This window comes from Paenibacillus terrisolis (assembly GCF_056171975.1).
In genome coordinates this window covers 26,152-50,179 of sequence record NZ_JBKFGG010000041.1, presented here as the reverse complement: position 1 = coordinate 50,179, position 24,028 = coordinate 26,152, and the positions used below count along the sequence as shown (strand labels likewise).

Sequence of the window (24,028 nt, the reverse complement as noted above, 5' to 3'; positions counted from 1 at the left end):
CAATCCGATGGCAACAGCGATCATAGGCCCAAACTTTCCGCAGTTGCGGATTACCTGCCTATATTTCACCGGCATAGAACGGGAGAAGTACGAAGACAGCTGTATTTGCCAGAGAGGATGACCGGGACCGTTCCATCGGACCCAGGCTGGAAGTTATCCAGATACGCGCCTTCCGAAATGCACCCGGGAGCTGCGGAATCGAAGCGCCGTTTGAGGGCGAAGTAGATTTCGCCGTATCGTCCGCGTTAAGGGCGGCGAAAGGGATGAGGAACATACGGTCTTTTTGTGCGGGACGCCCGCATGAAGAATAGACGCCGTGCCTTATCCGAAGCAGAGTGGAACCGCGCGCACAAGCGTCTCTGCAGCTGAGGCTGCAGGGGCGTTTTTTTATGGCCGCCAAGTTTGGGGGAACGAGAAGGTGAGAGGTGGGGGAGTCATGTTCAAGAGAATGAGATCCGATATCCGGGCGGTATTTGATAACGATCCGGCGGCAAGAGGCTGGTTCGAAGTGGTTTTTACCTACTCCGGCCTGCACGCGATATGGAGTCACCGGATTGCCCATGCTTTCTACCGCCGCCGCCTGTTTACCCTTGCACGGATCATATCCCAGGTTAGCCGTTTTTTTACCGGTATCGAAATCCACCCGGGAGCTCGAATCGGCAATCGCTTGTTTATCGACCACGGGATGGGGGTTGTTATCGGAGAAACTTGCGAAATCGGGGACGATGTGGTTATCTATCAGGGAGTGACCCTGGGAGGAAGCGGAAAGGAAAAGGGAAAACGGCACCCGACCATCGGCAACAACGTCGTCATTGGATCGGGAGCCAAAATTCTCGGTTCCTTCAAAGTCGGGGATCAATGCAACATCGGAGCCAATTCGGTGGTTTTGAAGGAAGTTCCATCAGGTACCACCGTCGTGGGCATTCCGGGCAAAATCGTCCGTCAGGACGGGAAACGCCTGGACCGTCTCAGCCATGAGCTGCCGGACCCGGTTGTGGACGCGATGCGGGAGCTGCGCCAGGAAATCGAAGGGCTGCAGGAGGAAGTCAAAAGCTTGCGTCAACGTTTAAAGGAAGATCAACTTAAGTGAAAGGAAAATGAACATGGCATTGCAGATTTACAACACGATGACCCGAAAAAAAGAGGAATTCGTCAGTCTTGAACCGGGTAAGGTGAATATGTACGTATGCGGACCAACCGTATACGGTTATCTCCATATCGGCAACACGCGGCCGATGATATTTTTCGACGTGGTGCGCAACTATTTGGAGAACCAACAATATAAGGTCAACTATATCAGCAATTTTACGGACGTGGACGACAAGCTGATTCATAAAGCTCATGAGATGAACACGACCGTTCCCGAAGTGGCGGAGACTTTTATCAAAGCGTACTTTGAAGATCAGGAAGGGCTCGGAGTCGGGCGGGCCACGGCTAATCCCCGGGTTACGGAAAACATGGGGATTATCATCGATTTCATTCGCGAACTGGTGCAAAAAGGCTTCGCTTATGAAAAAGGCGGTGACGTTTTTTTTCGAACGGGCAAGTTTGACGACTACGGCAAGCTGTCCGGCCAGAACATCGAAGAACTTCAGTTCGGGATCCGGATCGATGTGGATGAACGGAAGGAAAGCCCCGAAGATTTCGTATTATGGAAGGCGGCCAAGCCGGGAGAAATTTTCTGGAACAGTCCATGGGGAGATGGCCGGCCGGGCTGGCATATCGAATGCTCGGCCATGTCCAGACAACTGCTTGGCGATACGCTGGATATCCATGGCGGCGGCCAGGATCTGCAGTTCCCGCACCATGAGTGCGAAATTGCCCAGTCGGAAGCGGCTACGGGCAAACCTCTAGCAAATTATTGGATGCATAACGGATATATTAATATCGATGGGGAAAAAATGTCGAAATCGCTCGGAAACGGAGTTCTTGCGAAAGATTTGCGGGCCACGTACAATCTGGGGGCAATTCGTTATTTCATGCTATCCACCCATTATCGCAACCCGTTGAACTTCTCGGAGGAGACGATGGTTCAAGCGGAGCGAAGCGTGGAACGGATATCCAACGCTGCAGGCAACCTGCGTCACCGGTTAAGTATCGCTCCTGAGCCAGACGGCGAAGCAACGCCGGAATGGAATGCGAAGCTGCAGCAAATCCGCAGCACCTTCCATGCCAAGATGCAGGATGATTTCAATACGCCGGATGCGATTACGGCCATTTTTGAATGGGTAAGCGAAGTGAATGCGCTTCTGCAGCGTACGGATGCCGGGCGCGCCGATCTCGAAGCCGCGGAACGGCTATTCGAAGAGATGAACGGGGTTTTGTCCATTGTGCCGGAGGCGGAGCCTGAACTGCTGGACGATGAGATCGAAGCATTGATTGAAGAACGGACGGAAGCGCGGAAACTGAAGAACTGGGTGCGAGCCGATGAAATCCGCAATTTGCTGGACGCGCAGGGGATTGTGCTGGAAGATACGCCGCAAGGCATGAGATGGCGGCGTAAATGACGAGCGGCGGGTTCGATCAAAACTTTCCGGACCATCGCAGGGATGAAGCGGAAACGGGCGGCAATGAGGGAGGCGCAAGCGATGCGGCGTCTTTCGGGGATGCCACGGGGGCGCCGTCCGCGCTTTGGTTTCCCGACTTGCCGTCCAAGTCTGCCCGGCTGCTGCCCCCGCTGGCGCTCGCTTATATCGGAGACGCCGTCTTTGAAGTGGCCGTTCGTCAGCATGTGATGGCTCGCCCCAATTTGCGGCCGCATCATCTGCATCGCGAATCGACCAAATATGTGTCCGCGAAAGCGCAGGCCGAACTGCTTGCGCTGATCGAATCGCAGCTTACGGAAGACGAGCGGGACGTCGTGCGGCAGGGACGCAACGCCAAGTCGGGCACGGTTCCCAAAAACGCGAACGTGATCGATTACCGTAATGCCACCGCGTTTGAGAGCCTGGTCGGATTTTTGTATTATTCCGGAGCTCATTACCGTCTTCGCAGATTGATTTCCAGCGGGTTCGATCAACTGGAGGAGAAACACCGCTCTTAACGGAGCTGATTATAAATAAGGGAGCTTCCGCGTTTCAAGCGAGACGCACGGTCGGACTTCCTGGGAGGAATAACATGGAGGATCAAGAATGGATCGCGGGCAAGCATTCGCTGCTTGAGGCGCTGCGCGCCGGCCGCACAATCAACAAAATCTGGGTAGCCGAGGGTGCCCAAAAGCATCTGACCCAACCAATTTTGGCGGAAGCCAAAAACAACGGCATCGTCGTGCAGTTTGTCGACAAAAGAAAACTCGATCAAATGGTGCCCGGCCTGCAGCATCAAGGCGTCGTTGCTCAAGCTGCTCCGTATGCTTACGCGGAGGTTGAGGATTTGCTGGCTAAAGCAAAGGAACAAGGGGAACCGCCGTTTTTGCTGATTCTTGACGAAATCGAGGACCCGCACAACTTGGGCTCCATTTTACGTACAGCCGAGTGCACCGGGGTTCATGGCGTTATTATTCCGAAGCGCCGTTCGGCGGCGGTTAACGCAACGGTGTCGAAAACGTCCGCAGGCGCGGTGGAATATGTGCCGGTCGCAAGGGTGACGAATCTTGTCCAAACGATGGAACAACTGAAGGAAGCGGGCGTTTGGGTCGTTGGCACCGACGTTGCCGCCAAAGAAGAAATGTACCAAGGCGGGAACGTATTAACCGGACCTGTCGCCATCGTCATCGGCAACGAAAACAAGGGGATGGGGCGCCTTGTCCGGGAAACCTGCGACGTGCTGCTGAAGCTCCCCATGAACGGACGGCTGAATTCTCTGAACGCTTCGGTTGCCGCAGGTGTGGTTATGTACGAAGTGTTGCGCAGACGCCGCGGCGAAGGCTAATAGGTTATGCGCGATTTGCGCGATCTTCTTCTCGTCGACGGCTATAACATGATCGGCGGGTGGCCTGAACTGGCGGCGCTCGCCAAAACCGGGATGCAGGAAGCCCGGGACCGGCTGCTTGAACGGCTGGCCGATTACCAGGCTTTTTCCGGCAGAAAGGTGATCGTCGTCTTTGATGCGTACCGCGTGCCGGGGCTTGGCAAGTCTTTTGACCAGAACAATGTAGAAATCTATTTCACCAAGGAAAAAGAGACGGCGGACGAATGCATTGAACGGCTGGTCGGCGAATATACCCACCGGAGGCGGCAGATTTATGTGGCCACCAGCGATATGGTGGAACAGCACGTCATCTTCGGACAAGGCGCGCTGCGTATATCCGCTCGTGAATTATTGACCCAAGTGGAGCAAGGCGAAAAAGAAATTCAACAGAAGATCTCCGAGCGCAGCGCAAAAACAAGCCGTAATACGGTGGAAGCCAAGCTTAGCCCGGAACTGCGCCAAATGTTTGAACGCTGGCGCAGGGAATGAAAGGGGAATCATTGGGTTTACTACCATATACCCTTGACAAAGTTCGACTTTACATCTTTTGGTACTTTTTTGGTTGACGCTAGTATGCACCTTCATATATACTGTTCGTATTACTTGATTGGGTGACGGAGTACCGTGCGTTGCAGCCGGAGGGATTTGTGGTGAGTGTCAAACTTGAGTCGTGGGTAATGTTTGACTATGAGATCCAAAATGACGAAGACATTGTCGAGGCTGTCCGTCAAGGAGACAGTGAGGCGCTCGAGTACTTGATCAACAAGTACCGCAGTTTTGTGCGCGCCAAAGCCAGGTCTTATTTCCTGATTGGAGCCGACCGTGAGGATATTATTCAGGAAGGCATGATCGGCCTTTACAAGTCGATCCGTGACTTTCGGGGGGACAAGCTGGCTTCGTTCAAAGCGTTTGCCGAACTGTGCATTACGAGACAGATCATTACGGCCATCAAAACGGCTACACGGCAGAAGCATATTCCGTTGAATTCGTATGTATCCTTGGACAAGCCCATTTACGACGAAGATTCAGACCGGACTTTGCTTGATGTGATCTGCGGAACCCAGGTATCCGATCCGGAAGAACTGATCATCAATCAGGAGGAGTTTATTGGCCTCGAGGACAAGATGTCGGAGATTCTCAGCGATCTGGAGCGTAAGGTGTTAATGTTGTATTTGGATGGTCGGTCTTACCAGGAAATTGCGGTGGATTTGGACCGTCACGTAAAGTCTATCGATAATGCATTGCAACGCGTTAAACGCAAACTTGAGCGGTATTTGGAGATCAGGGATTGCGGCGGCATTTGAATTTTTCTACAATAAATTATCACGAAAATGAGAGACGGCTATATTTTTAGTCGTCTTTTTAGTATCTTCTCCCTTCGACGCGGGCGAGGAGAATTCTCTCACGTGGGTTTATCTTCCAATATCCTGAGTTATACTTGATATTAATCGAATAGATCGGCGGATGTCTCGTTGACACGGGGTTGGGCATGTGATAAAGTGTTTTAGGTAGGCCTAATTTTGCGTACGCATTTTTAGGTCAATAAAGAGACTTCTCATTAATAAAGAATGTCTTCGGGAGGTGCACATCATGCGGGTAATTATCACGTTGGCTTGTACGAACTGTAAGCAAAGAAACTACACGACAACGAAAAACAAGCGTAACCACCCCGACCGCATGGAGATGAAGAAATTTTGCAAGTTTTGTAACGAGCAAGTTCCTCATCGCGAAACCAGATAGTCTTTGGAGGTGTAATCGCGCATGAAACGTAATTTCAAGTCGTTCATTTCTTTTTTCTCTGAAAGCTGGACTGAGCTTAAAAAGGTTCGCTGGCCTAACCGTAAAGAGCTGACGAATTACACGCTGATTGTGCTTGGAACAATTGTCGTTATCGGCATTTATTTTTGGGTGTTGGACATCGGCATTTCCGCTGTGATCGAAGCGATAATTTAAGAAGGGTCCCTAGGTGGCTTGATATGGAAAAAAGATGGTACGTCGTTCATACCTACTCCGGGTATGAGAACAAGGTCAAAGCCAATTTGGAAAAGCGCGTCGAGTCCATGGGTATGGAAGACAAGATATTCCGCGTTCTTGTTCCGATGGAAGAAGAAGTGGTGAACAAAGACGGCAAGAAAAAAACCGTCATGCGCAAAGTTTACCCCGGCTATGTCTTGGTGGAAATGATCCAAACCGACGATTCTTGGTATGTTGTCCGCAACACGCCGGGAGTTACCGGATTTGTCGGCTCGACAGGTTCAGGTTCCAAACCTACCCCGCTGCTTCCTGAGGAAGTTGAACAGATTCTGCAGCATATGGGAATGGAAGAACCTAAACCGGTTATCGAGTTCGAGATCAAAGAGTCCGTGCGCATCAAAGTTGGTCCGTTTGCTAATTTTGTCGGCTCGGTTGAAGAAATTTTGACCGATAAGAGCAAAGTCAAGGTTCACGTCAACATGTTTGGACGAGAAACCCCGCTTGAACTGGATTACACTCAAGTGGAAAAAATATAAGTGAGTGCTCAAAAAATCAGATTTTCAGCACCGAGAAGGTTGGATGAAGCTAGGGACTGAGTAGCGGAGCGTAGCTGGAAGCTACGTGAGCAACGGAAGGCCCCGGGTGAATTCAAGATTCGACGTCGAATCGACTTCTTGAATTGCATCGTGATCAAAAGATGATTATTTGAGCTACTTCTAAAGGTTTCTTAGGGTTTCAAAGTGGGAGGGGCTAAGGTCCCGTCTACCACTATTAGGGCAAGGAGGTGTTTTACATGGCGAAAAAAGTTATCAAAATGGTAAAACTGCAAATTCCTGCAGGGAAAGCGAATCCTGCACCTCCGGTAGGTCCTGCGTTGGGTCAAGCGGGTGTCAACATCATGGCATTCTGTAAAGAATTTAACGCTCGTACCGCCGATCAAGCGGGTTTGATCATTCCGGTTGAAATTTCGGTGTTTGAAGACCGTTCTTTTACATTCATCACCAAAACTCCACCGGCAGCCGTTCTGCTTCGTGTAGCAGCGAAGATTGAGAAAGGTTCCGGCGAACCGAACAAGAAAAAGGTAGCTACCGTGAAACGCGACACCGTTCGTCAAATCGCGGAGCAAAAAATGCCTGACCTTAACGCGGCATCCGTAGAAGCGGCTATGCGTATGGTTGAAGGTACAGCTCGCAGCATGGGCATCACGATCCAAGACTAGTCTTGGAGATTGGATGAGATTTTATAATGCTTACGCATATTCTAAAATTTCATCCCTGGATGAAAATATATATTGCGAACTGCAATAATATACATTTTCATCCTCAGTGGGAGGATATTCCGCTAATACCACATAAGGAGGACAAATTCATGGCTAAACACGGCAAGAAATACCTTGAAGCCGCTAAGCTGATCGACAGTGAAGCGACATATGAGCCTTCAGAAGCCGTTGAACTGGTGAAAAAGGCAGCGACTGCAAAATTCGACGAAACCGTTGAAGCGGCAGTTCGTTTGGGTGTTGACCCTCGTAAACAAGACCAAGCCGTTCGTGGTGTTGTTGTCTTGCCTCACGGCACAGGCAAAACCCAACGCGTATTGGTGTTCGCCAAAGGCGATAAAGTGAAGGAAGCGGAAGCGGCCGGAGCTGACTACGTCGGCGATCAGGACATGATCAACAAAATCCAACAAGGCTGGTTCGAGTTCGATGTCTGCGTAGCAACACCGGACATGATGAGCGAAGTTGGTAAACTTGGCCGTTTGCTCGGCGGTAAAGGCCTCATGCCTAACCCTAAAGCAGGTACGGTTACGTTTGACGTAGCTAAAGCCGTTCAAGAAATCAAAGCAGGTAAAATCGAGTACCGTCTGGATAAAGCGGGTCAAATTCATGCGCCAATCGGCAAAGCTTCTTTCAGCGCCGAACAATTGAACGAGAACCTCAAAGCTCTCGTTGACGCATTGAACCGGGCTAAGCCGGCTGCCGCTAAAGGCGTATACTTGAAGAATATCGCGCTTTCTTCGACAATGGGCCCAAGCGCTCGCGTTAGCACAGCTTCTTACAGATAATACCGCTTGCGTTAAGCGGGATTTGGGTTGACATGAATGTCGCCCCTTGGTATACTGAAATGACTGTTTTAATGTGAGAACTAAATTTGAATATGCTTACCGTAGACAGTAGGTGCCTTCGGGCTTAATTTCCTACCGAGGTGTTGTGATAGAACGTCAGCATTATGCAGTATGCGTATATGCAATGATTTATCAAGCCTTCGTGATTCTACGGAGGCTTTTTTAAATGTCAAGGCCCAGCTAATCTATTAGGAGGTGTACAGTTTGGCAAACGCAAAAGTGATTCAAGCAAAATCGGAAGCCGTTGAAGCCGTAACCGCGAAGTTGCGCGAAAGCACAACGACGGTTGTTGCGGATTACCGCGGACTGAACGTTGCTCAAGTTACTGAACTCCGCAAACAGCTTCGTGAAGCCGGCGTGGAATTCCAAGTGCTTAAGAATACGCTCGTTCGCCGTGCGACAGCCGCTGCGGAATTGACTGAACTGAACGAAGTGTTGACCGGTCCTACGGCCATCGCGTTCAGTGCGGACGACGCAGTAGCTCCGGCGAAAATCCTGAGTGACTTCGCGAAAAAGAACGAAGCGCTCAAAGTGAAAGGTGGCGTGGTTGAAGGCCGTGTTGTTGGCGTCGACCAAATCAAAGCGTTGGCGGATCTTCCGTCCCGCGAAGGTCTCCTTTCCATGCTCCTCAGCGTGCTTCAAGCTCCAGTGCGCAACTTCGCACTCGCTGTCAAAGCCGTTGCCGAGAAAGAAGAAGCAAGCGCGTAAGCTTGTTTTAAAGCAGGCTAGTTAATTTTAAACCAATCTAAATTATTTAATGGAGGTTCAACCATGAGTAAAGAAACGATCTTAGAAGAAATTAAAGGCATGACCGTTCTTGAACTGAACGACCTGGTTAAAGCAATCGAAGAGGAATTCGGCGTAACTGCAGCTGCTCCTGTAGTCGTAGCTGGCGGCGGCGCTGTTGCTGAAGCTGAAGAACAAACTGAATTCGACGTAATCCTGACTAACGCTGGCGCTTCCAAAATCAACGTTATCAAAGTGGTTCGCGAAATCACTGGCCTCGGCTTGAAAGAAGCAAAAGACCTGGTAGACAACGCTCCAAACGCACTGAAAGAAAAAGTGGGCAAAGAAGAAGCAGAAGCTGTAAAAGCAAAATTGGAAGAAGCAGGCGCAACTGTAGAAGTGAAGTAATTCCTTTCTTCCTTACGGCAAACCCCTTGAACTTGTTCAAGGGGTTTGTTCACAATTACCGAGGTTTATTCAGTTGTCCTTGAGCTTCTGAACTTTTCGAAAACAATGGAGGTTACCCGTACAAATGTCAGATCACTATTATACGAGCAAACCAACCGCCGAACATGACCGCAAGATTTGGGAAACCTCGCTGCGAGGGTTTGCTTTCCGTTTTGTGAGTGATGCGGGTGTGTTTTCCAAAGGCGGTGTCGATTACGGCAGCCGAACTTTGATCGAAGCGATGGACCTTCCGGAAAATGCGAAAGTACTTGATGTCGGCTGCGGTTATGGCCCGATTGGTTTGACGGCGGCTAGACTCGCCAGACAGGGTCATGTGACCATGATCGACGTAAACAGCCGTGCCGTAGAGCTGGCTCGTGAAAATGCGGCAGCCAATCGGATAACCAACGTTACTATGCTTGAAAGCGATTTGTTTGCCGCGTTAGGTGATGAACAATTTGATGTGGTTGTGACGAATCCTCCGATTCGCGCAGGCAAGGCGGTGGTACATGCGATTTTTGAAGGTGCATGGGAACGGCTGCGTTCCGGCGGCGTATTGTGGATCGTGATTCAGAAAAAACAGGGAGCGCCATCGGCGAAGGAGAAACTGGAGTCGCTATTCGAGAGAGTAGAAGAAGTTACGAAGGATAAGGGGTACCGGATCTATCGGGCTGTGAAAAAATAATTGTAACTTTTAAGGTTTTCAGAAATAAAGTCATGAAATAGAGTTGACTTGACAATATCGATATGTTATTATTATAAAATGTCAGCATTAGGATGCCCTTTGTGGCTTTAGTTTACTGAAATGTCAAGAATTTTATGTGGACAATGCATAAATTTGCGTTGTTTTACGTATAATATGCACATTTTGGATAAACTATTAGAACGGGGACATCAGGCAGAAATGACACAGATAATGATGCTCTTTTTTCGAAAGCATTCGATAAGGGCTTTTCTTTATTTGTGGCCCGAATCCGTCATGGTCCTATTATAAGGGTACAAACACGGGTTCGCAACGAAATTTTTAAGTGAGTAGACATGAGGGGTGAGTTTAAGTTGGCAGGACATCTTGTTCAATATGGTCGACGCACTCGGCGAAGTTATGCACGGATTAACGAGATCCTCGAAATTCCGAACCTGATCGAAATCCAACAAAAATCCTACGAATGGTTCCTTGAAGAGGGACTTCGGGAAATGTTCCAAGATATTTCTCCGATTCAGGATTTTACCGGAAATTTGGTGTTGGAATTTATCGATTATAGCCTGGGCGAACCGAAGTATACGGTAGATGACGCGAAAGAACGCGACGTAACGTATGCAGCGCCGCTTCGGGTCAAAGTCCGGCTCATTAATAAGGAAACGGGCGAAGTCAAAGAGCAGGAAGTATTTATGGGAGATTTCCCGCTGATGACCGAAACCGGTACATTCATTATCAATGGTGCGGAACGGGTTATTGTCAGCCAGTTGGTTCGCTCTCCTAGCGTCTATTTCAGCACAAAAGTGGATAAGAACGGCAAAAAAATGTATACCGCTACTGTGATTCCTAACCGCGGGGCCTGGCTTGAGCTTGAAACCGACGCGAAGGATATCATTTATGTGCGGATCGACCGTACGCGTAAAATTCCGGTAACCGTATTGTTGCGGGCGCTTGGATTTGGGACGGATGCGGAAATTCTAGATCTGCTCGGCAACGACGAATATATTCGCAACACGCTTGACAAAGACAACACGGATTCGACGGAGAAAGCTCTGATTGAAATCTACGAACGTCTGCGTCCGGGGGAACCGCCTACACTAGACAATGCTAAGAGCTTGCTGGTAGCTCGTTTCTTCGATCCAAAACGTTATGACTTGGCCAATGTAGGCCGTTACAAAATTAATAAAAAGCTGCACATCAAAAACCGCCTCTTCAATCAACGCCTCGCTGAGACTTTGGTCGATACGGGCACGGGCGAAATCATTGCGGAAGCGGGTCAAATGGTTGACCGCCGTTTGCTCGATGAAATTTTGCCTCACCTCGAGAGCAACGTTGGATTCAAGAACTACCACGTTGCCGGCGGTGTGCTTGATGCGGACGACGTGCCTTTGCAAACGGTTGACGTATTCTCGCCGATTGAAGACGGCAAAGTGGTCAAAGTGATCGCGAACCGCAATATCGACAAGTCGATCAAAAATATTACGCCGGCTGACATCATTTCTTCGATCAGCTATTTCATTAACTTGCTGCACGGCATCGGCAGCACGGACGATATCGACCATCTCGGCAACCGTCGTCTGCGCTCCGTAGGCGAACTCCTGCAGAACCAATTCCGGATCGGTTTGTCCCGTATGGAACGCGTGGTTCGCGAAAGAATGTCGATCCAGGACGCCAATGTCATCACGCCTCAAGCGCTGATCAACATCCGTCCGGTTATCGCGTCCATCAAAGAGTTTTTCGGCAGCTCGCAGTTGTCCCAGTTTATGGACCAAACGAATCCGCTTGCTGAACTTACGCATAAACGCCGTTTGTCCGCTCTAGGTCCCGGCGGTTTGACTCGTGAGCGCGCCGGCATGGAAGTGCGTGACGTTCACCCGTCCCACTATGGCCGGATGTGTCCAATCGAAACGCCGGAAGGTCCAAACATCGGTTTGATCAACTCGTTGTCCACGTTCGCGCGGATTAACGAATATGGCTTCATTGAAGCTCCTTATCGTTGGGTTGATCCGAAGACGGGTAGCGTAACCGATCAGGTTGCTTATCTCACTGCCGATGAAGAAGACAACTACATCATCGCGCAAGCGAACGCAAAGCTGACGGAAGATAACAAATTCGAAGATGAATCGGTTATCGTTCGTTACAATAAACAGTCCGACAACATTTTGACAATGCCTAGCAGCCGGGTGGACTACATGGACATTTCGCCTAAACAGGTGGTATCCGTGGCTACGGCGCTCATTCCTTTCTTGGAAAATGACGACTCCAACCGTGCTCTGATGGGATCGAACATGCAGCGTCAGGCCGTGCCTCTTCTTATTCCGAAAGCTCCACTGGTCGGAACGGGGATGGAGCACAAGTCTGCCAAAGACTCCGGCGTTTGTATCGTATCGAAATATGACGGTATCATCGAACGCTCGGCAGCGAACGAGATTTGGCTTCGCCGCGTCGAAGTCATCGACGGCAAGGAAGTCAAAGGCGACCTTGTCAAACATAAATTGCACAAATTTATGCGTTCCAACCAAGGAACATGCATTAACCAGCGCCCGATCGTCAAACGCGGCGATATCATCAAGAAAGGTGATATTCTGGCGGACGGACCTTCTACGGAAATGGGCGAATTGGCCTTGGGACGCAACGTGGTCGTTGCCTTCATGACTTGGGAAGGCTATAACTATGAAGATGCGATCCTGCTCAGCGAGAAGCTGGTGAAAGAGGACGTATACACCTCGATTCACATTGAGGAATACGAATCCGAAGCCCGCGATACGAAGCTCGGGCCGGAAGAAATTACCCGCGACATTCCTAACGTCGGGGAAGAAGCGCTTCGCAATCTCGACGAACGCGGTATTATCCGCGTCGGCGCCGAAATCGGCGCAGGCGACATTCTCGTCGGTAAAGTAACGCCTAAAGGGGTTACCGAGCTGACAGCGGAAGAACGTCTGCTGCATGCCATCTTTGGCGAGAAAGCGCGCGAAGTCCGCGATACCTCCCTGCGCGTACCTCACGGTACGGACGGGATCGTCGTTGACGTGAAGGTATTTACCCGCGACAACGGCGACGAATTGCCACCGGGCGTAAATCAACTTGTACGCGTATATATTGCCCAAAAACGTAAAATTTCCGAAGGCGACAAGATGGCAGGACGCCATGGTAATAAAGGGGTCGTTGCCCGTATTTTGCCGGAAGAAGATATGCCGTTTATGCCTGACGGAACACCGGTGCAGGTTGTCCTCAACCCGCTGGGCGTACCGTCGCGGATGAATATCGGTCAGGTCCTGGAAATTCACTTGGGAATGGCCGCGCTGCAAATGGGCATCCATGTAGCAACCCCTGTATTTGACGGCGCGAACGAAAACGACGTCTTCGATACAATGGAAGAAGCCGGCATGCAGCGCAACGGTAAGACGATATTGTATGACGGCCGGACAGGCGAACGCTTCGAGCGTGAAGTCACGGTCGGCGTCATGCACATGATCAAGTTGGCGCACATGGTCGACGATAAAATCCATGCCCGTTCCACTGGACCATACTCGCTTGTTACGCAGCAGCCTCTCGGCGGTAAAGCTCAGTTCGGCGGACAACGCTTCGGTGAAATGGAAGTTTGGGCGCTGGAAGCTTATGGCGCCGCATATACGCTGCAGGAAATCTTGACCGTCAAATCCGATGACGTGGTCGGCCGGGTGAAAACCTACGAATCCATCGTCAAAGGTGAAAATGTGCCTGAACCGGGCGTGCCTGAATCGTTTAAGGTCTTGATCAAAGAACTTCAAAGCTTGGGTATGGATGTGAAGATTCTTACCGAAAACGAAGAAGAGATCGAGATGAAGGAAATCGACGATGACGATGATGTGTCCGGCGATAAACTGAGTCTGAACCTGGAAGGCGCAGAAGTCGGAGTGGAATAAGCGTGGAATGTCAATAACAGGACTTGGTTAAGGAGGGGTGCTCCTTGTTGGACGTCAACAACTTCGAGTTTATGAAAATTGGGCTTGCTTCCCCAGATAAAATTCGTTCTTGGTCCCGCGGAGAAGTAAAGAAACCTGAAACGATCAACTACCGTACACTAAAACCGGAAAAGGAAGGGCTGTTCTGCGAGAAGATTTTTGGCCCGACCAAAGACTGGGAATGTCACTGCGGTAAATATAAACGCGTTCGCTATAAAGGCGTTGTCTGCGACCGCTGCGGCGTTGAAGTAACAAGAGCCAAAGTGCGCCGCGAACGTATGGGTCACATTGAACTGGCTGCGCCGGTATCCCATATTTGGTACTTTAAAGGGATTCCGAGCCGTATGGGCCTTGCGCTCGATATGTCTCCGCGTTCCCTGGAAGAGATCATTTATTTTGCATCTTATGTCGTAACCGATCCAGGTGAAACACCGCTTGAGAAAAAGCAGCTTTTGTCCGAAAAAGAATACCGCAGCTACCGTGAAAAGTACGGCTACGGGTTCCAAGCCGGCATGGGTGCCGAAGCGGTCAAAAAACTGCTCCAGGATCTTGATGTCGACAAGGAGCTTGATTTCCTGAAAGAAGAGCTGCGTACGGCTCAAGGCCAACGCCGCAACCGGGCGATCAAACGCCTGGAAGTCATCGAAGCATTCAAAAGCTCCGGCAACGAGCCGGAGTGGATGATCCTTGACGTGCTTCCGGTCATTCCGCCGGAACTTCGTCCGATGGTGCAACTGGACGGCGGACGTTTCGCAACGTCTGACCTGAACGATTTGTACCGCCGCGTGATCAACCGTAACAACCGTTTGAAACGTTTGCTGGATCTCGGCGCGCCTGACATTATCGTGCAAAACGAAAAACGGATGCTTCAGGAAGCGGTTGACGCCCTGATCGACAACGGCCGCCGCGGCCGTCCGGTTACAGGTCCGGGCAACCGTCCGTTGAAATCCCTCAGCCATATGCTGAAAGGGAAGCAAGGACGTTTCCGTCAAAACCTGCTCGGTAAACGGGTTGACTATTCCGGTCGTTCCGTTATCGTCGTAGGTCCATATTTGAAAATGTACCAATGCGGTCTGCCGAAGGAAATGGCGCTTGAACTGTTCAAGCCCTTCGTAATGAAAGAGCTGGTGAACAAAGGCCTTGCGCATAACATCAAGAGCGCAAAACGCAAAGTTGAACGCGTCAGCCCGGAAGTATGGGACGTATTGGAAGAAGTCATTAAAGAACATCCGGTTCTCTTGAACCGTGCGCCTACGCTTCACCGTCTCGGTATCCAAGCGTTCGAGCCGATCCTGGTTGAAGGCCGCGCCATTCGTCTTCATCCGCTCGTATGTACGGCTTACAATGCCGACTTCGACGGTGACCAAATGGCCGTGCACGTGCCTTTGTCCGCGGAAGCTCAAGCGGAAGCACGCATTCTGATGCTGGCCTCCGGCAACATTCTGAACCCTAAGGACGGCAAACCTGTCGTTACGCCTTCGCAGGATATGGTTCTTGGCTCCTTCTATCTGACTATGGATAATAAGGAAGCCGAAGGAGCGGGAATGATTCTTACTTCGGTGAATGAAGCGGTGTCCGCTTATCAACGCGGTACGTCTTCCCTGCACGCTCGTGTAGCGATTCCGGCGAAAGCTTTGGGTAAAACGGGATTTACGGAAGCACAGCAAAACGCTTTGCTTATCACTACAGTAGGGAAAATTATTTTTAACGAAATTTTCCCGGCAAGCTTCCCATACATTAACGAAGCCACTCGTGTGAACCTGTTCCAGGGAACACCGGATCATTACTTTATCCATGAGAAGGGCGCTAATGTTCTGGAACGGATTATGGCAGCGCCGCAAGCCAGTGGCGTAGGTAAAGAGTATCTCGGCGAGATCATCGGCCGTTGCTTCGAAATCTACCACACCACGGAAACTTCCATGATTTTGGATAGAATCAAACAAACCGGCTTTACGTATTCCACTCGTGCAGGCGTCAGTATCGCTGTTGCGGACGTTATCGTTCCGAAGGAAAAGCAGGATATCCTGCACGAATCGGATGAAAAGGTTAAAGTGGTTACGAATCAATATCGTCGTGGTTTGATTACTAACGAAGAACGTTATGACCGCGTCATTGCCATTTGGTCGAAATGTAAAGACCAAATTACCGAAGTGCTCATGAAATCGATGGATCGGTACAATTCCATCATGCTCATGGTTGACTCAAAAGCGCGCGGTAACAAATCGCAGATTACTCAGCTCGGCGGCATGCGGGGCCTGATGGCGAACCCGGCGGGCCGGATCATCGAACTCCCGATCAAATCGAACTTCCGCGAAGGCTTGACCGTCCTCGAGTATTTCCTTTCGACGCACGGTGCGCGGAAAGGTTTGGCCGATACCGCGCTTCGTACGGCGGACTCGGGTTACCTGACTCGCCGTCTGGTCGACGTTGCGCAAGACGTGATCGTTCGCGAAGAAGATTGCGGCACCGATAAAGGCTTTACCGTCAGCGTGATTCAAGACGGCAAAGAGGTCATCGAAGATCTGTACGATCGGATCGAAGGCCGTTACTCGTTTGAAACGATCAAACATCCGCAATCCGGTGAAATCATTGTTCATCGCAACGAGCTGATCGATTCCGATAAAGCGCATGAAATCGTGGACTCGGGAATTGCCAAACTGCAAATTCGTTCCGTGCTCAGTTGCCGCGCCCGTCATGGCGTGTGCAAAAAGTGCTACGGGCGTAACCTGGCTACCGGCAAGCACGTCGAAATCGGTGAAGCGGTCGGCATCATCGCCGCTCAATCCATCGGTGAACCGGGAACCCAGCTCACCATGCGTACGTTCCATACCGGGGGCGTTGCGGGCGACGATATTACTCAAGGTTTGCCGCGGATTCAAGAGCTGTTCGAAGCCCGGAATCCGAAAGGTCAAGCAACAATCAGTGAAATCGACGGCGTGATCAAGGAAATTCGCGAAGCGAAGGACCGCCGAGAAATTGAAGTACAAGGTGAAGCCGAAACGAAGGTATACTCCGTCACTTACGGTTCCCGTCTTCGCGTAGAGGAAGGCAACGAAATCGAAGCGGGTGATGAGCTTACCGACGGTTCGATCGATCCGAAAGAAATTTTGCGCATCAAAGGGATCCGTGGCGTACAGAACTACATTCTGCAGGAAGTACAACGCGTATACCGTAACCAGGGCGTAGAAATCAACGACAAGCACGTTGAAGTTATGATTCGCCAAATGCTGCGCAAAATCCGGATTGTGGACGCCGGCGATACGCCGCTCCTTCCGGGCTCTTTCGTCGATTTGTACGAATATGAAGTGGCCAACAAAGACGCGATCCTGTCCGGTAAAGAACCGGCCGTCGCCAAACCGGTCCTTCTCGGGATTACGAAAGCCTCGCTCGAAACGGATTCCTTCTTGTCCGCCGCTTCCTTCCAGGAAACGACGCGCGTGCTTACCGATGCTGCCATCAAGGGCAAAGTGGATAAGCTGCTCGGCTTGAAGGAAAATGTCATCATCGGGAAGCTGATTCCGGCTGGTACGGGCATGAACCGTTATCGCAGCGTGGAATTTGAAGGTCCGGAAAATGATGAAGCAGCAGCTGAAAACCTGGAGCCTGTCTCCGTGGAATAGCCCCATTTGTTTGGACGGCGCGGTGCGGGTCAGGAGCGATTCTGATCACGGCCGCGCCGAACTTTTTTACGGGATATATTTAAGGAATATAGTCAATATTCTGCTTGACATTGCCTATAGCGGAGTGCTACTATATCAAAGTGCGTGAGTACGGATATACCCTGTGCTTTGGAGGACCCTGAACATGTCTTATGATAAAGGTCTACAGGACGCTCATGTTAAAATCGGCACCAAGCAAACCATGCGAACGGTAGAGCTCGGACAGGCCGAGGAAGTTTATGTGGCTGAAAATGCAGATCCACGTCTTACATCGAAAATCATCGCCTTATGCAACCAAAAGTCAGTCAAGGTCACTTACGTGGATACGATGACAAATCTCGGCAAAGCCTGCGGGATTGAAGTGGGAGCGGCGATGGTAGCGATCGTAAAACCATAGCTGATTGAAATGTTTTTGCTGAAGGGGCTGAACTCTTTGGTGAAAACTTTTCCTTTGTTCTTTTATGAACCGCCTGGGTCTGTGGGCTTAATCAAGAGGTTTGTAAAGAAACATGAAATTCGAGGAAGGGGGTGGCAACAACATGCCAACAATTAACCAATTAGTACGTAAAGGACGCCAAGACAAGGTGTACAAATCCAAATCGCCAGCGCTGCAAAGAGGTTTCAATGCCCTGAAACGCGAGGCTACGGATTTGAGCTCTCCGCAAAAACGCGGGGTGTGCACTCGTGTAGGTACCATGACTCCTAAGAAACCAAACTCCGCACTTCGTAAATATGCCCGTGTTCGCTTGACGAACCGCGTTGAGGTGACGGCTTACATTCCTGGGATCGGTCATAACCTTCAAGAGCACAGCGTTGTACTGATTCGCGGAGGCCGGGTAAAAGACCTTCCAGGTGTACGTTACCATATCGTACGCGGAGCTCTTGATACTGCAGGCGTTAACAACCGGATGCAATCTCGTTCCAAATACGGCGCGAAACGTCCGAAAGCGAAGAAATCCTAAGGTCGCTTTAAATGAGTGATCGAAAGTTGGCTTTTAGCTGCCGCTAAAGGTTTAATTATTACTGAAAGGGGGATAACTATGCCACGCAAAGGTCCAGTTACCAAAAGAGACGTATTGCCGGATCCGGTGTATAACAGCAAACTTGTTACTCGCCTGATCAACCGTATCATGTTAGACGGTAAACGCGGTGTCGCTCAAAGCATCCTTTACAATGCGTTCAACCTGATTCAAGAACGTACGGGAAATGACCCAATGGAAGTGTTTGAAGCCGCGATTAAAAATATCATGCCAGTATTGGAAGTTAAAGCTCGCCGTGTCGGCGGTGCCAACTACCAAGTACCGATCGAAGTAAAACCGGAGAGACGTACATCCTTGGGATTACGTTGGCTCGTGAACTACTCCCGCAACCGCGGTGAGAAAACAATGGAAGAGCGTTTGGCTGCAGAAATCATCGACGCATCCAACAACACAGGCGCTTCCGTTAAGAAACGCGAAGATACGCACAAAATGGCTGAAGCGAACAAAGCGTTTGCGCACTACCGCTGGTAGGATTCGGCTAGCAATTTAAAACTTCTATTTTGAAGGGAGACAGATCCATGGCAAGAGAGTTCTCCTTGAAAAATACACGTAACATCGGGATCATGGCGCATATTGACGCCGGTAAGACGACCACGACGGAACGGATCTTGTTCTATACAGGACGCACGCACAAAATCGGGGAAGTTCACGAAGGTGCTGCAACAATGGACTGGATGGAGCAGGAACAAGAGCGCGGAATCACGATTACGTCCGCTGCGACGACCGCTCAATGGAAAGGTCACCGCGTTAATATCATCGATACCCCGGGGCACGTCGACTTCACCGTTGAAGTCGAACGCTCCTTGCGTGTATTGGACGGGGCAGTAGGCGTGTTCAGTGCGAAGGAAGGCGTTGAGCCTCAGTCTGAAACCGTTTGGAGACAGGCTGACCGCTACGGCGTTCCACGGATCGCCTACGTCAACAAAATGGATATCATCGGTGCGGACTATCTGAACGTTGTTAAGGATATGCGCGAACGTCTGCAAGCGAACGCAGTTGCGATCCAACTGCCGATCGGTGCGGAAAATGATTTTGTCGGCATCATCGACGTCATCACGCAAAAAGCGTATATGTACAAGGACGATTTGGGTCAAAACATCGAAGAAATCGAAATCCCTGAGCAATATACCGCTCAAATTGAAGAACTTCGTGCAGAATTGGTTGAGAAGGTTGCCGAGCTTGATGAGGATTTGACGATGAAATACCTCGAAGGCGAGGAAATCAGCGTTGAAGAGATCAAAGCTGCGCTGCGTAAAGGTGTATGTAGCGTTAAGATCTTCCCGGTTATCTGTGGTTCTTCTTACAAAAACAAAGGGGTTCAGCTTATGCTGGATGCCGTAATCGATTACTTGCCGGCGCCTATCGACGTACCAAGCATCCAAGGTCACTTGGAAGACGGTACTGAAGTGGAACGTCATTCTTCCGACGAAGAGCCGTTCTCCGCGCTTGCATTTAAAATCGCAACCGATCCTTATGTTGGTAAACTGACGTTCTTCCGTGTGTACTCCGGTGTTTTGCAATCCGGTTCATACGTACTGAATGCAACGAAAGGTAAACGTGAACGGATCGGCCGTATCCTGCAAATGCATGCCAACGCTCGCCAAGAAATCAGCGAAGTTTTCTCCGGAGATATCGCGGCAGCCGTAGGTTTGAAAGATACAGGAACGGGTGATACACTGTGTGATGAGAAGGCTCCGGTTATTCTTGAATCGATGAACTTCCCTGATCCGGTTATCGAAATCGCGGTTGAACCTAAGACGAAAGCCGACCAAGATAAAATGGGTGTCGCTCTCGGCAAATTGACTGAAGAAGACCCTACGCTTCGCGCTCACACCGACGAAGAAACCGGTCAAACGATCCTTGCGGGTATGGGTGAGCTTCACCTGGATATCATCATCGACCGTATGCGCCGTGAATTCAAAGTTGAGACTAACGTAGGTAAACCTCAGGTAGCTTACCGTGAGACCTTTAAAGCTGCGGCTCGTGTCGAAGGTAAGTTCGTTCGCCAATCCGGTGGCCGTGGTCAATACGGTCACGTATGGGTCGAATTCGAACCTTTGGAACCAGGTACAGGCAGCCAGTTCGAAAGCAAAATCGTCGGCGGTTCCGTACCAAGAGAGTATATCGCTCCAGCGCAACAAGGTATTGAAGAAGCTATGAAAAATGGTGTCCTCGCGGGCTTCCCGCTGGTTGACGTTAAAGCCACAATCGTAGACGGTTCTTACCATGATGTTGACTCCAGTGAAATGGCGTTTAAAATCGCTGGCTCCATGGCTCTTAAAGCGGCTAAGGAAAAATGTCAACCGGTTCTGCTTGAGCCAATCATGAAAGTTGAAGTAACGGTTCCGGAAGAGTACATGGGCGACGTTATGGGTATGCTGAACTCCCGCCGCGGACGGATCGAAGGTATGGATTCCCGTGGTGGAGCGCAAATTATCCGTGCGAAAGTGCCTCTCTCCGAAATGTTCGGTTACTCGACTACGCTTCGTTCCGGTACGCAAGGACGCGGTGTGTTCTCGATGGAACTTTCTCACTATGAAGAAGTGCCAAGAAGCATCTCCGAAGAAATCGTATCCAAGAACAAAGGCGGAGAATAATCATTTGTACTTGCTGATCGGAAGTAATTCCGCTTCTGGTTGGCCAAACATAACAATCCATATTTTAAGGAGGAACTGTTTAAAATGGCAAAGGCTAAATATGAACGTACAAAACCGCATGTTAACATCGGTACAATCGGTCACGTCGACCATGGTAAAACAACGCTGACTGCAGCTATCACTACTGTATTGTCCAAAACTTACGGCGGTGCTGCTGTAGCATTCGATCAAATCGACAAAGCTCCAGAAGAACGCGAACGCGGTATCACAATCTCGACGGCACACGTTGAGTATGAAACTAACAATCGTCACTATGCACACGTTGACTGCCCAGGGCACGCCGACTATGTTAAAAACATGATCACCGGCGCGGCTCAAATGGACGGAGCAATCCTGGTTGTATCCGCAGCTGACGGCCCAATGCCGCAAACTCGCGAACACATCCTGTTGTCCCGTAACGTAGGCGTTCCTTACATCGTCGTATTCTTGAACAAATGCGACATGGTTGAAGACGAAGAGCTCCTCGAACTCGTTGAAATGGAAGTTCGCGACCTGCTGAACGAATATGAATTCCCAGGCGACGACACTCCAATCATCCGTGGTTCCGCTCGTGAAGCTTTGCAAAACCCTGAAGGCGAATGGGCTAAGAAAATCGTTGAAATGTTTGAAGTTATCGACGAATACATTCCGCTTCCAGAACGTCCGGTTGACAAACCGTTCTTGATGCCTGTCGAAGACGTATTCTCGATCACTGGTCGTGGTACGGTTGCTACTGGCCGTGTAGAACGCGGTACTGTTAAAGTCGGCGACGAAATCGAAATCGTGGGTATCCACGAGGAAACTAAAAAATCCGTTGTTACCGGCGTTGAAATGTTCCGTAAATTGCTCGATTCCGCTCAAGCGGGCGACAACATCGGCGCATTGCTTCGCGGTGTTGACCGTAAAGAAATCGAACGCGGTCAAGTATTGGCTAAACCGGCTTCCGTTAATCCGCATACTGAGTTTGCTGCTCAAGTATACGTATTGACTAAAGAAGAAGGTGGACGTCACAAACCTTTCTTCTCCGGTTACCGTCCACAATTCTATTTCCGTACAACTGACGTAACAGGCATCATCAACCTGCCTGAAGGTACTGAAATGGTTATGCCTGGCGATAACATCGAAGTTACCGTTCAACTGATCTCCCCAATCGCGATCGAAGAAGGAACTCGCTTCTCCATTCGTGAAGGCGGCCGTACAGTTGGATCGGGCGCTGTTGTTAAAATCAGCAAATAATAAAGCTTTTGCTTCAAAGAAAAGAGTCGCTTCCCGTAAGGGGAGCGACTCTTTTGTGTTGTTGGAAAGCATAGCTTTCATGAACCTGTCCTTTATATTCCCGTCATAACTCGACATAACGAGTCAATTATTGTCGAATCTTGTAGTTATTTTTCTTTACAGTGACATATATCACATTTATAATTTGCCTATAGATACTAGATTGCACAAAGGAGTGGATCCAATAATCCGATGAAAAGTCCCTTTTCTTTTCTTTCGCGTACATTGCCATCTAGTCACCGGACATCTGATAACGAATTGCCCTTTCCGGGAGATTCGGCAGAACGGATAGACGAGGAGCGAAAACTAATTTTTGATGGAGAGACGGAAATTAACGAACAAATGCGCATGATTGATTTTAATGTTGGGGACATTCAACTTTTGCATCGGATGCAGCCGATCATCTCGCAGGAAATCGACCGGATCGTCGACTCCTTTTATCAGTCGGTGCTTGATGTTCCGAAGCTGGAAGAGATCATAGTCAAGCACAGTCAAGTGGAGCGGCTCAAACAAACGCTTAAGGAGCATTTGCATGAGATGTTCAGCGGTCAAGTCGACAACGACTTTATCGCAAAGCGCTTGAAAATCGCCAAAGTTCATAAACGGGTGGGGCTTGAGCCTAAATGGTATCTTTCCGCATTTCAGAATTTACAGAACGCTTTTCTACAAACGATATATCAAAAAATTAACGATGAACAGCTTCTCTTGCAGATGGTGAGCACAACCACGAAGTTATTCAATTTTGAACAGCAGCTCGTTTTGGAAGCTTACGAGAAGGAGAATATCAAGGAAAAAGAAGAGCAATACGAGGTTGTAAAAAATGAGCTCAAAAGCAAAATTACCGTTTTTAGCGGGGAGCTTGAGGATCTGAGCTTGGCAACCAGCGCAGCCGTAGAAGAGCTGGTCTCCAGCAGCAATGAGGTCAACCGGGCGATCGAACGTTCATCGGATGCCGCGCTGCAAACCAAGGATCAGGCTGAGGAAGGAAGGAATATTTTGCGCCTTTTGCAGCATCATATTGATGATATTCATTCCAAAACGAGCTCGATGGAGGAATACGTAAACCGATTGAATCAGTCTTCCGTACAGATTGAAAATATCGTGGGCGCGGTTGAGGAAATCGCCAGCCAGATTAAGCTTTTGTCGCTGAATGCATCGATTGAAGCAGCCCGGGCCGGCGAACACGGACGAGGGTTTGACGTGGTTGCCCGCGAAGTCAACAAATTATCCGAGGAAGCTAAGGGGACCGTGTATCAGATCGAAGGTCTTGTCCGGCAATCCGCTCAAATTTCGGTTCAGGTGGTAAAGGCAATTGATGAGGTCCGGAATCTCGCCGAGCAGGGAGAGATTCATTCCAAGGACAGCGGGAACATGTTCACGCAAATTCTGACCTCGATGCAGGATCATGCCGCCGAGATTGTTTTGCTGAAAGCGCAAATTCAGGAACTTATCGTAACGATCGAAGGGATCGGAACCTCTACGGCCGATGTCGCCGAATCGGCGGAACGGTTGAATCGGGTTTCCGCGAATTTATAATGAAGAAACACGGTGCGTTTCTCCGGAAATGCACCGTGTTTTTGTTTTGATATCGGGGACATTT

At 49.9% G+C, this 24,028-nt stretch carries 22 protein-coding genes and 1 other annotated feature; all 22 genes read left to right on the top strand.

Annotation, left to right across the window (positions count from 1 at the left end):
• Positions 1–436 precede the first annotated feature (436 nt).
• The 22 genes from cysE to ACI48K_RS23005 all read left to right on the top strand — a co-directional run bounded on the left by cysE (position 437) and on the right by ACI48K_RS23005 (position 23,964).
• The gene (cysE, locus tag ACI48K_RS23110) at positions 437–1,090 is read left to right on the top strand and encodes a serine O-acetyltransferase (RefSeq protein WP_475029992.1); all 654 of its coding nucleotides are present in this window, start codon (positions 437–439) and stop codon (positions 1,088–1,090) included.
• A gap of 13 nt (positions 1,091–1,103) precedes the next feature.
• A complete protein-coding gene (gene cysS, locus ACI48K_RS23105) occupies positions 1,104–2,507 on the top strand; it encodes a cysteine--tRNA ligase (protein ID WP_475029991.1) in 1,404 nt (467 codons plus the stop codon).
• On the top strand, positions 2,504–3,043 hold the full coding sequence (locus tag ACI48K_RS23100) for a Mini-ribonuclease 3 (RefSeq protein WP_475029990.1): 540 nt from the start codon (positions 2,504–2,506) through the stop codon (positions 3,041–3,043). The genes cysS and ACI48K_RS23100 overlap by 4 nt, the downstream gene beginning before the upstream one ends.
• Positions 3,044–3,117: 74 nt before the next feature.
• On the top strand, positions 3,118–3,870 hold the full coding sequence (gene rlmB / locus ACI48K_RS23095; protein ID WP_475029989.1) for a 23S rRNA (guanosine(2251)-2'-O)-methyltransferase RlmB: 753 nt from the start codon (positions 3,118–3,120) through the stop codon (positions 3,868–3,870).
• 6 nt (positions 3,871–3,876) lie between these two features.
• A complete protein-coding gene (locus tag ACI48K_RS23090) occupies positions 3,877–4,398 on the top strand; it encodes an NYN domain-containing protein (protein ID WP_475029988.1) in 522 nt (173 codons plus the stop codon).
• Positions 4,399–4,556: 158 nt separating this feature from the next.
• Positions 4,557–5,213, top strand: coding sequence for an RNA polymerase sporulation sigma factor SigH (gene sigH / locus ACI48K_RS23085; protein WP_475029987.1), 657 nt, complete (start codon positions 4,557–4,559; stop codon positions 5,211–5,213).
• A gap of 286 nt (positions 5,214–5,499) precedes the next feature.
• Positions 5,500–5,649, top strand: a complete 150-nt coding sequence (gene rpmG, locus ACI48K_RS23080) for a 50S ribosomal protein L33 (RefSeq protein WP_071784256.1) — start codon at positions 5,500–5,502, stop codon at positions 5,647–5,649.
• A gap of 21 nt (positions 5,650–5,670) precedes the next feature.
• A complete protein-coding gene (gene secE / locus ACI48K_RS23075; protein ID WP_475029986.1) occupies positions 5,671–5,862 on the top strand; it encodes a preprotein translocase subunit SecE in 192 nt (63 codons plus the stop codon).
• Positions 5,863–5,885: 23 nt separating this feature from the next.
• Positions 5,886–6,419, top strand: coding sequence for a transcription termination/antitermination protein NusG (gene nusG / locus ACI48K_RS23070; RefSeq protein WP_475029985.1), 534 nt, complete (start codon positions 5,886–5,888; stop codon positions 6,417–6,419).
• 257 nt (positions 6,420–6,676) lie between these two features.
• Positions 6,677–7,102 carry a 50S ribosomal protein L11 gene (rplK, locus tag ACI48K_RS23065; protein WP_475029984.1) on the top strand — a complete coding sequence of 142 codons (426 nt, stop codon included), beginning with the start codon at positions 6,677–6,679 and terminating at the stop codon, positions 7,100–7,102.
• A gap of 149 nt (positions 7,103–7,251) precedes the next feature.
• The gene (rplA, locus tag ACI48K_RS23060; RefSeq protein ID WP_475029983.1) at positions 7,252–7,944 is read left to right on the top strand and encodes a 50S ribosomal protein L1; all 693 of its coding nucleotides are present in this window, start codon (positions 7,252–7,254) and stop codon (positions 7,942–7,944) included.
• An 81-nt stretch (positions 7,945–8,025) separates the two neighbouring features.
• Positions 8,026–8,178: a sequence feature (ribosomal protein L10 leader region), on the top strand.
• A gap of 30 nt (positions 8,179–8,208) precedes the next feature.
• The gene (gene rplJ / locus ACI48K_RS23055) at positions 8,209–8,712 is read left to right on the top strand and encodes a 50S ribosomal protein L10 (RefSeq protein WP_475029982.1); all 504 of its coding nucleotides are present in this window, start codon (positions 8,209–8,211) and stop codon (positions 8,710–8,712) included.
• Positions 8,713–8,775: 63 nt separating this feature from the next.
• A complete protein-coding gene (rplL, locus tag ACI48K_RS23050; RefSeq protein ID WP_475029981.1) occupies positions 8,776–9,138 on the top strand; it encodes a 50S ribosomal protein L7/L12 in 363 nt (120 codons plus the stop codon).
• Positions 9,139–9,262: 124 nt separating this feature from the next.
• Positions 9,263–9,862, top strand: a complete 600-nt coding sequence (locus tag ACI48K_RS23045; RefSeq protein ID WP_475029980.1) for a class I SAM-dependent methyltransferase — start codon at positions 9,263–9,265, stop codon at positions 9,860–9,862.
• A gap of 371 nt (positions 9,863–10,233) precedes the next feature.
• Positions 10,234–13,779: a DNA-directed RNA polymerase subunit beta gene (rpoB, locus tag ACI48K_RS23040; protein ID WP_475029979.1), complete on the top strand. Its 3,546-nt coding sequence runs from the start codon at positions 10,234–10,236 to the stop codon at positions 13,777–13,779.
• 44 nt (positions 13,780–13,823) lie between these two features.
• Complete coding sequence (rpoC, locus tag ACI48K_RS23035) at positions 13,824–17,438, top strand: DNA-directed RNA polymerase subunit beta' (RefSeq protein WP_475029978.1); 3,615 nt, start codon at positions 13,824–13,826, stop codon at positions 17,436–17,438.
• Between the two features lie 184 nt (positions 17,439–17,622).
• The gene (locus ACI48K_RS23030) at positions 17,623–17,874 is read left to right on the top strand and encodes a ribosomal L7Ae/L30e/S12e/Gadd45 family protein (protein ID WP_475029977.1); all 252 of its coding nucleotides are present in this window, start codon (positions 17,623–17,625) and stop codon (positions 17,872–17,874) included.
• 142 nt (positions 17,875–18,016) lie between these two features.
• Positions 18,017–18,439: a 30S ribosomal protein S12 gene (rpsL, locus tag ACI48K_RS23025; protein ID WP_379321351.1), complete on the top strand. Its 423-nt coding sequence runs from the start codon at positions 18,017–18,019 to the stop codon at positions 18,437–18,439.
• 78 nt (positions 18,440–18,517) lie between these two features.
• Positions 18,518–18,988 carry a 30S ribosomal protein S7 gene (gene rpsG, locus ACI48K_RS23020; protein ID WP_091234482.1) on the top strand — a complete coding sequence of 157 codons (471 nt, stop codon included), beginning with the start codon at positions 18,518–18,520 and terminating at the stop codon, positions 18,986–18,988.
• A 47-nt stretch (positions 18,989–19,035) separates the two neighbouring features.
• Positions 19,036–21,114, top strand: a complete 2,079-nt coding sequence (fusA, locus tag ACI48K_RS23015) for an elongation factor G (RefSeq protein ID WP_475029976.1) — start codon at positions 19,036–19,038, stop codon at positions 21,112–21,114.
• A gap of 84 nt (positions 21,115–21,198) precedes the next feature.
• Complete coding sequence (gene tuf, locus ACI48K_RS23010) at positions 21,199–22,389, top strand: elongation factor Tu (RefSeq protein WP_475029975.1); 1,191 nt, start codon at positions 21,199–21,201, stop codon at positions 22,387–22,389.
• A 231-nt stretch (positions 22,390–22,620) separates the two neighbouring features.
• Positions 22,621–23,964 (top strand): protoglobin domain-containing protein, encoded by a 1,344-nt coding sequence (locus ACI48K_RS23005; RefSeq protein WP_475029974.1) that lies wholly within the window; start codon positions 22,621–22,623, stop codon positions 23,962–23,964.
• Positions 23,965–24,028 lie beyond the last annotated feature (64 nt).

Coding starts and splice junctions, on each gene's coding strand:
- cysE (WP_475029992.1), top strand. CDS start 437: ATGTTCAAGAGAATGAGATCCGATATCCGGGCGGTATTTGATAACGAT.
- cysS (WP_475029991.1), top strand. CDS start 1,104: ATGGCATTGCAGATTTACAACACGATGACCCGAAAAAAAGAGGAATTC.
- ACI48K_RS23100 (WP_475029990.1), top strand. CDS start 2,504: ATGACGAGCGGCGGGTTCGATCAAAACTTTCCGGACCATCGCAGGGAT.
- rlmB (WP_475029989.1), top strand. CDS start 3,118: ATGGAGGATCAAGAATGGATCGCGGGCAAGCATTCGCTGCTTGAGGCG.
- ACI48K_RS23090 (WP_475029988.1), top strand. CDS start 3,877: ATGCGCGATTTGCGCGATCTTCTTCTCGTCGACGGCTATAACATGATC.
- rpmG (WP_071784256.1), top strand. CDS start 5,500: ATGCGGGTAATTATCACGTTGGCTTGTACGAACTGTAAGCAAAGAAAC.
- secE (WP_475029986.1), top strand. CDS start 5,671: ATGAAACGTAATTTCAAGTCGTTCATTTCTTTTTTCTCTGAAAGCTGG.
- nusG (WP_475029985.1), top strand. CDS start 5,886: ATGGAAAAAAGATGGTACGTCGTTCATACCTACTCCGGGTATGAGAAC.
- rplK (WP_475029984.1), top strand. CDS start 6,677: ATGGCGAAAAAAGTTATCAAAATGGTAAAACTGCAAATTCCTGCAGGG.
- rplA (WP_475029983.1), top strand. CDS start 7,252: ATGGCTAAACACGGCAAGAAATACCTTGAAGCCGCTAAGCTGATCGAC.
- rplL (WP_475029981.1), top strand. CDS start 8,776: ATGAGTAAAGAAACGATCTTAGAAGAAATTAAAGGCATGACCGTTCTT.
- ACI48K_RS23045 (WP_475029980.1), top strand. CDS start 9,263: ATGTCAGATCACTATTATACGAGCAAACCAACCGCCGAACATGACCGC.
- ACI48K_RS23030 (WP_475029977.1), top strand. CDS start 17,623: ATGTCTTATGATAAAGGTCTACAGGACGCTCATGTTAAAATCGGCACC.
- rpsL (WP_379321351.1), top strand. CDS start 18,017: ATGCCAACAATTAACCAATTAGTACGTAAAGGACGCCAAGACAAGGTG.
- rpsG (WP_091234482.1), top strand. CDS start 18,518: ATGCCACGCAAAGGTCCAGTTACCAAAAGAGACGTATTGCCGGATCCG.
- fusA (WP_475029976.1), top strand. CDS start 19,036: ATGGCAAGAGAGTTCTCCTTGAAAAATACACGTAACATCGGGATCATG.
- tuf (WP_475029975.1), top strand. CDS start 21,199: ATGGCAAAGGCTAAATATGAACGTACAAAACCGCATGTTAACATCGGT.
- ACI48K_RS23005 (WP_475029974.1), top strand. CDS start 22,621: ATGAAAAGTCCCTTTTCTTTTCTTTCGCGTACATTGCCATCTAGTCAC.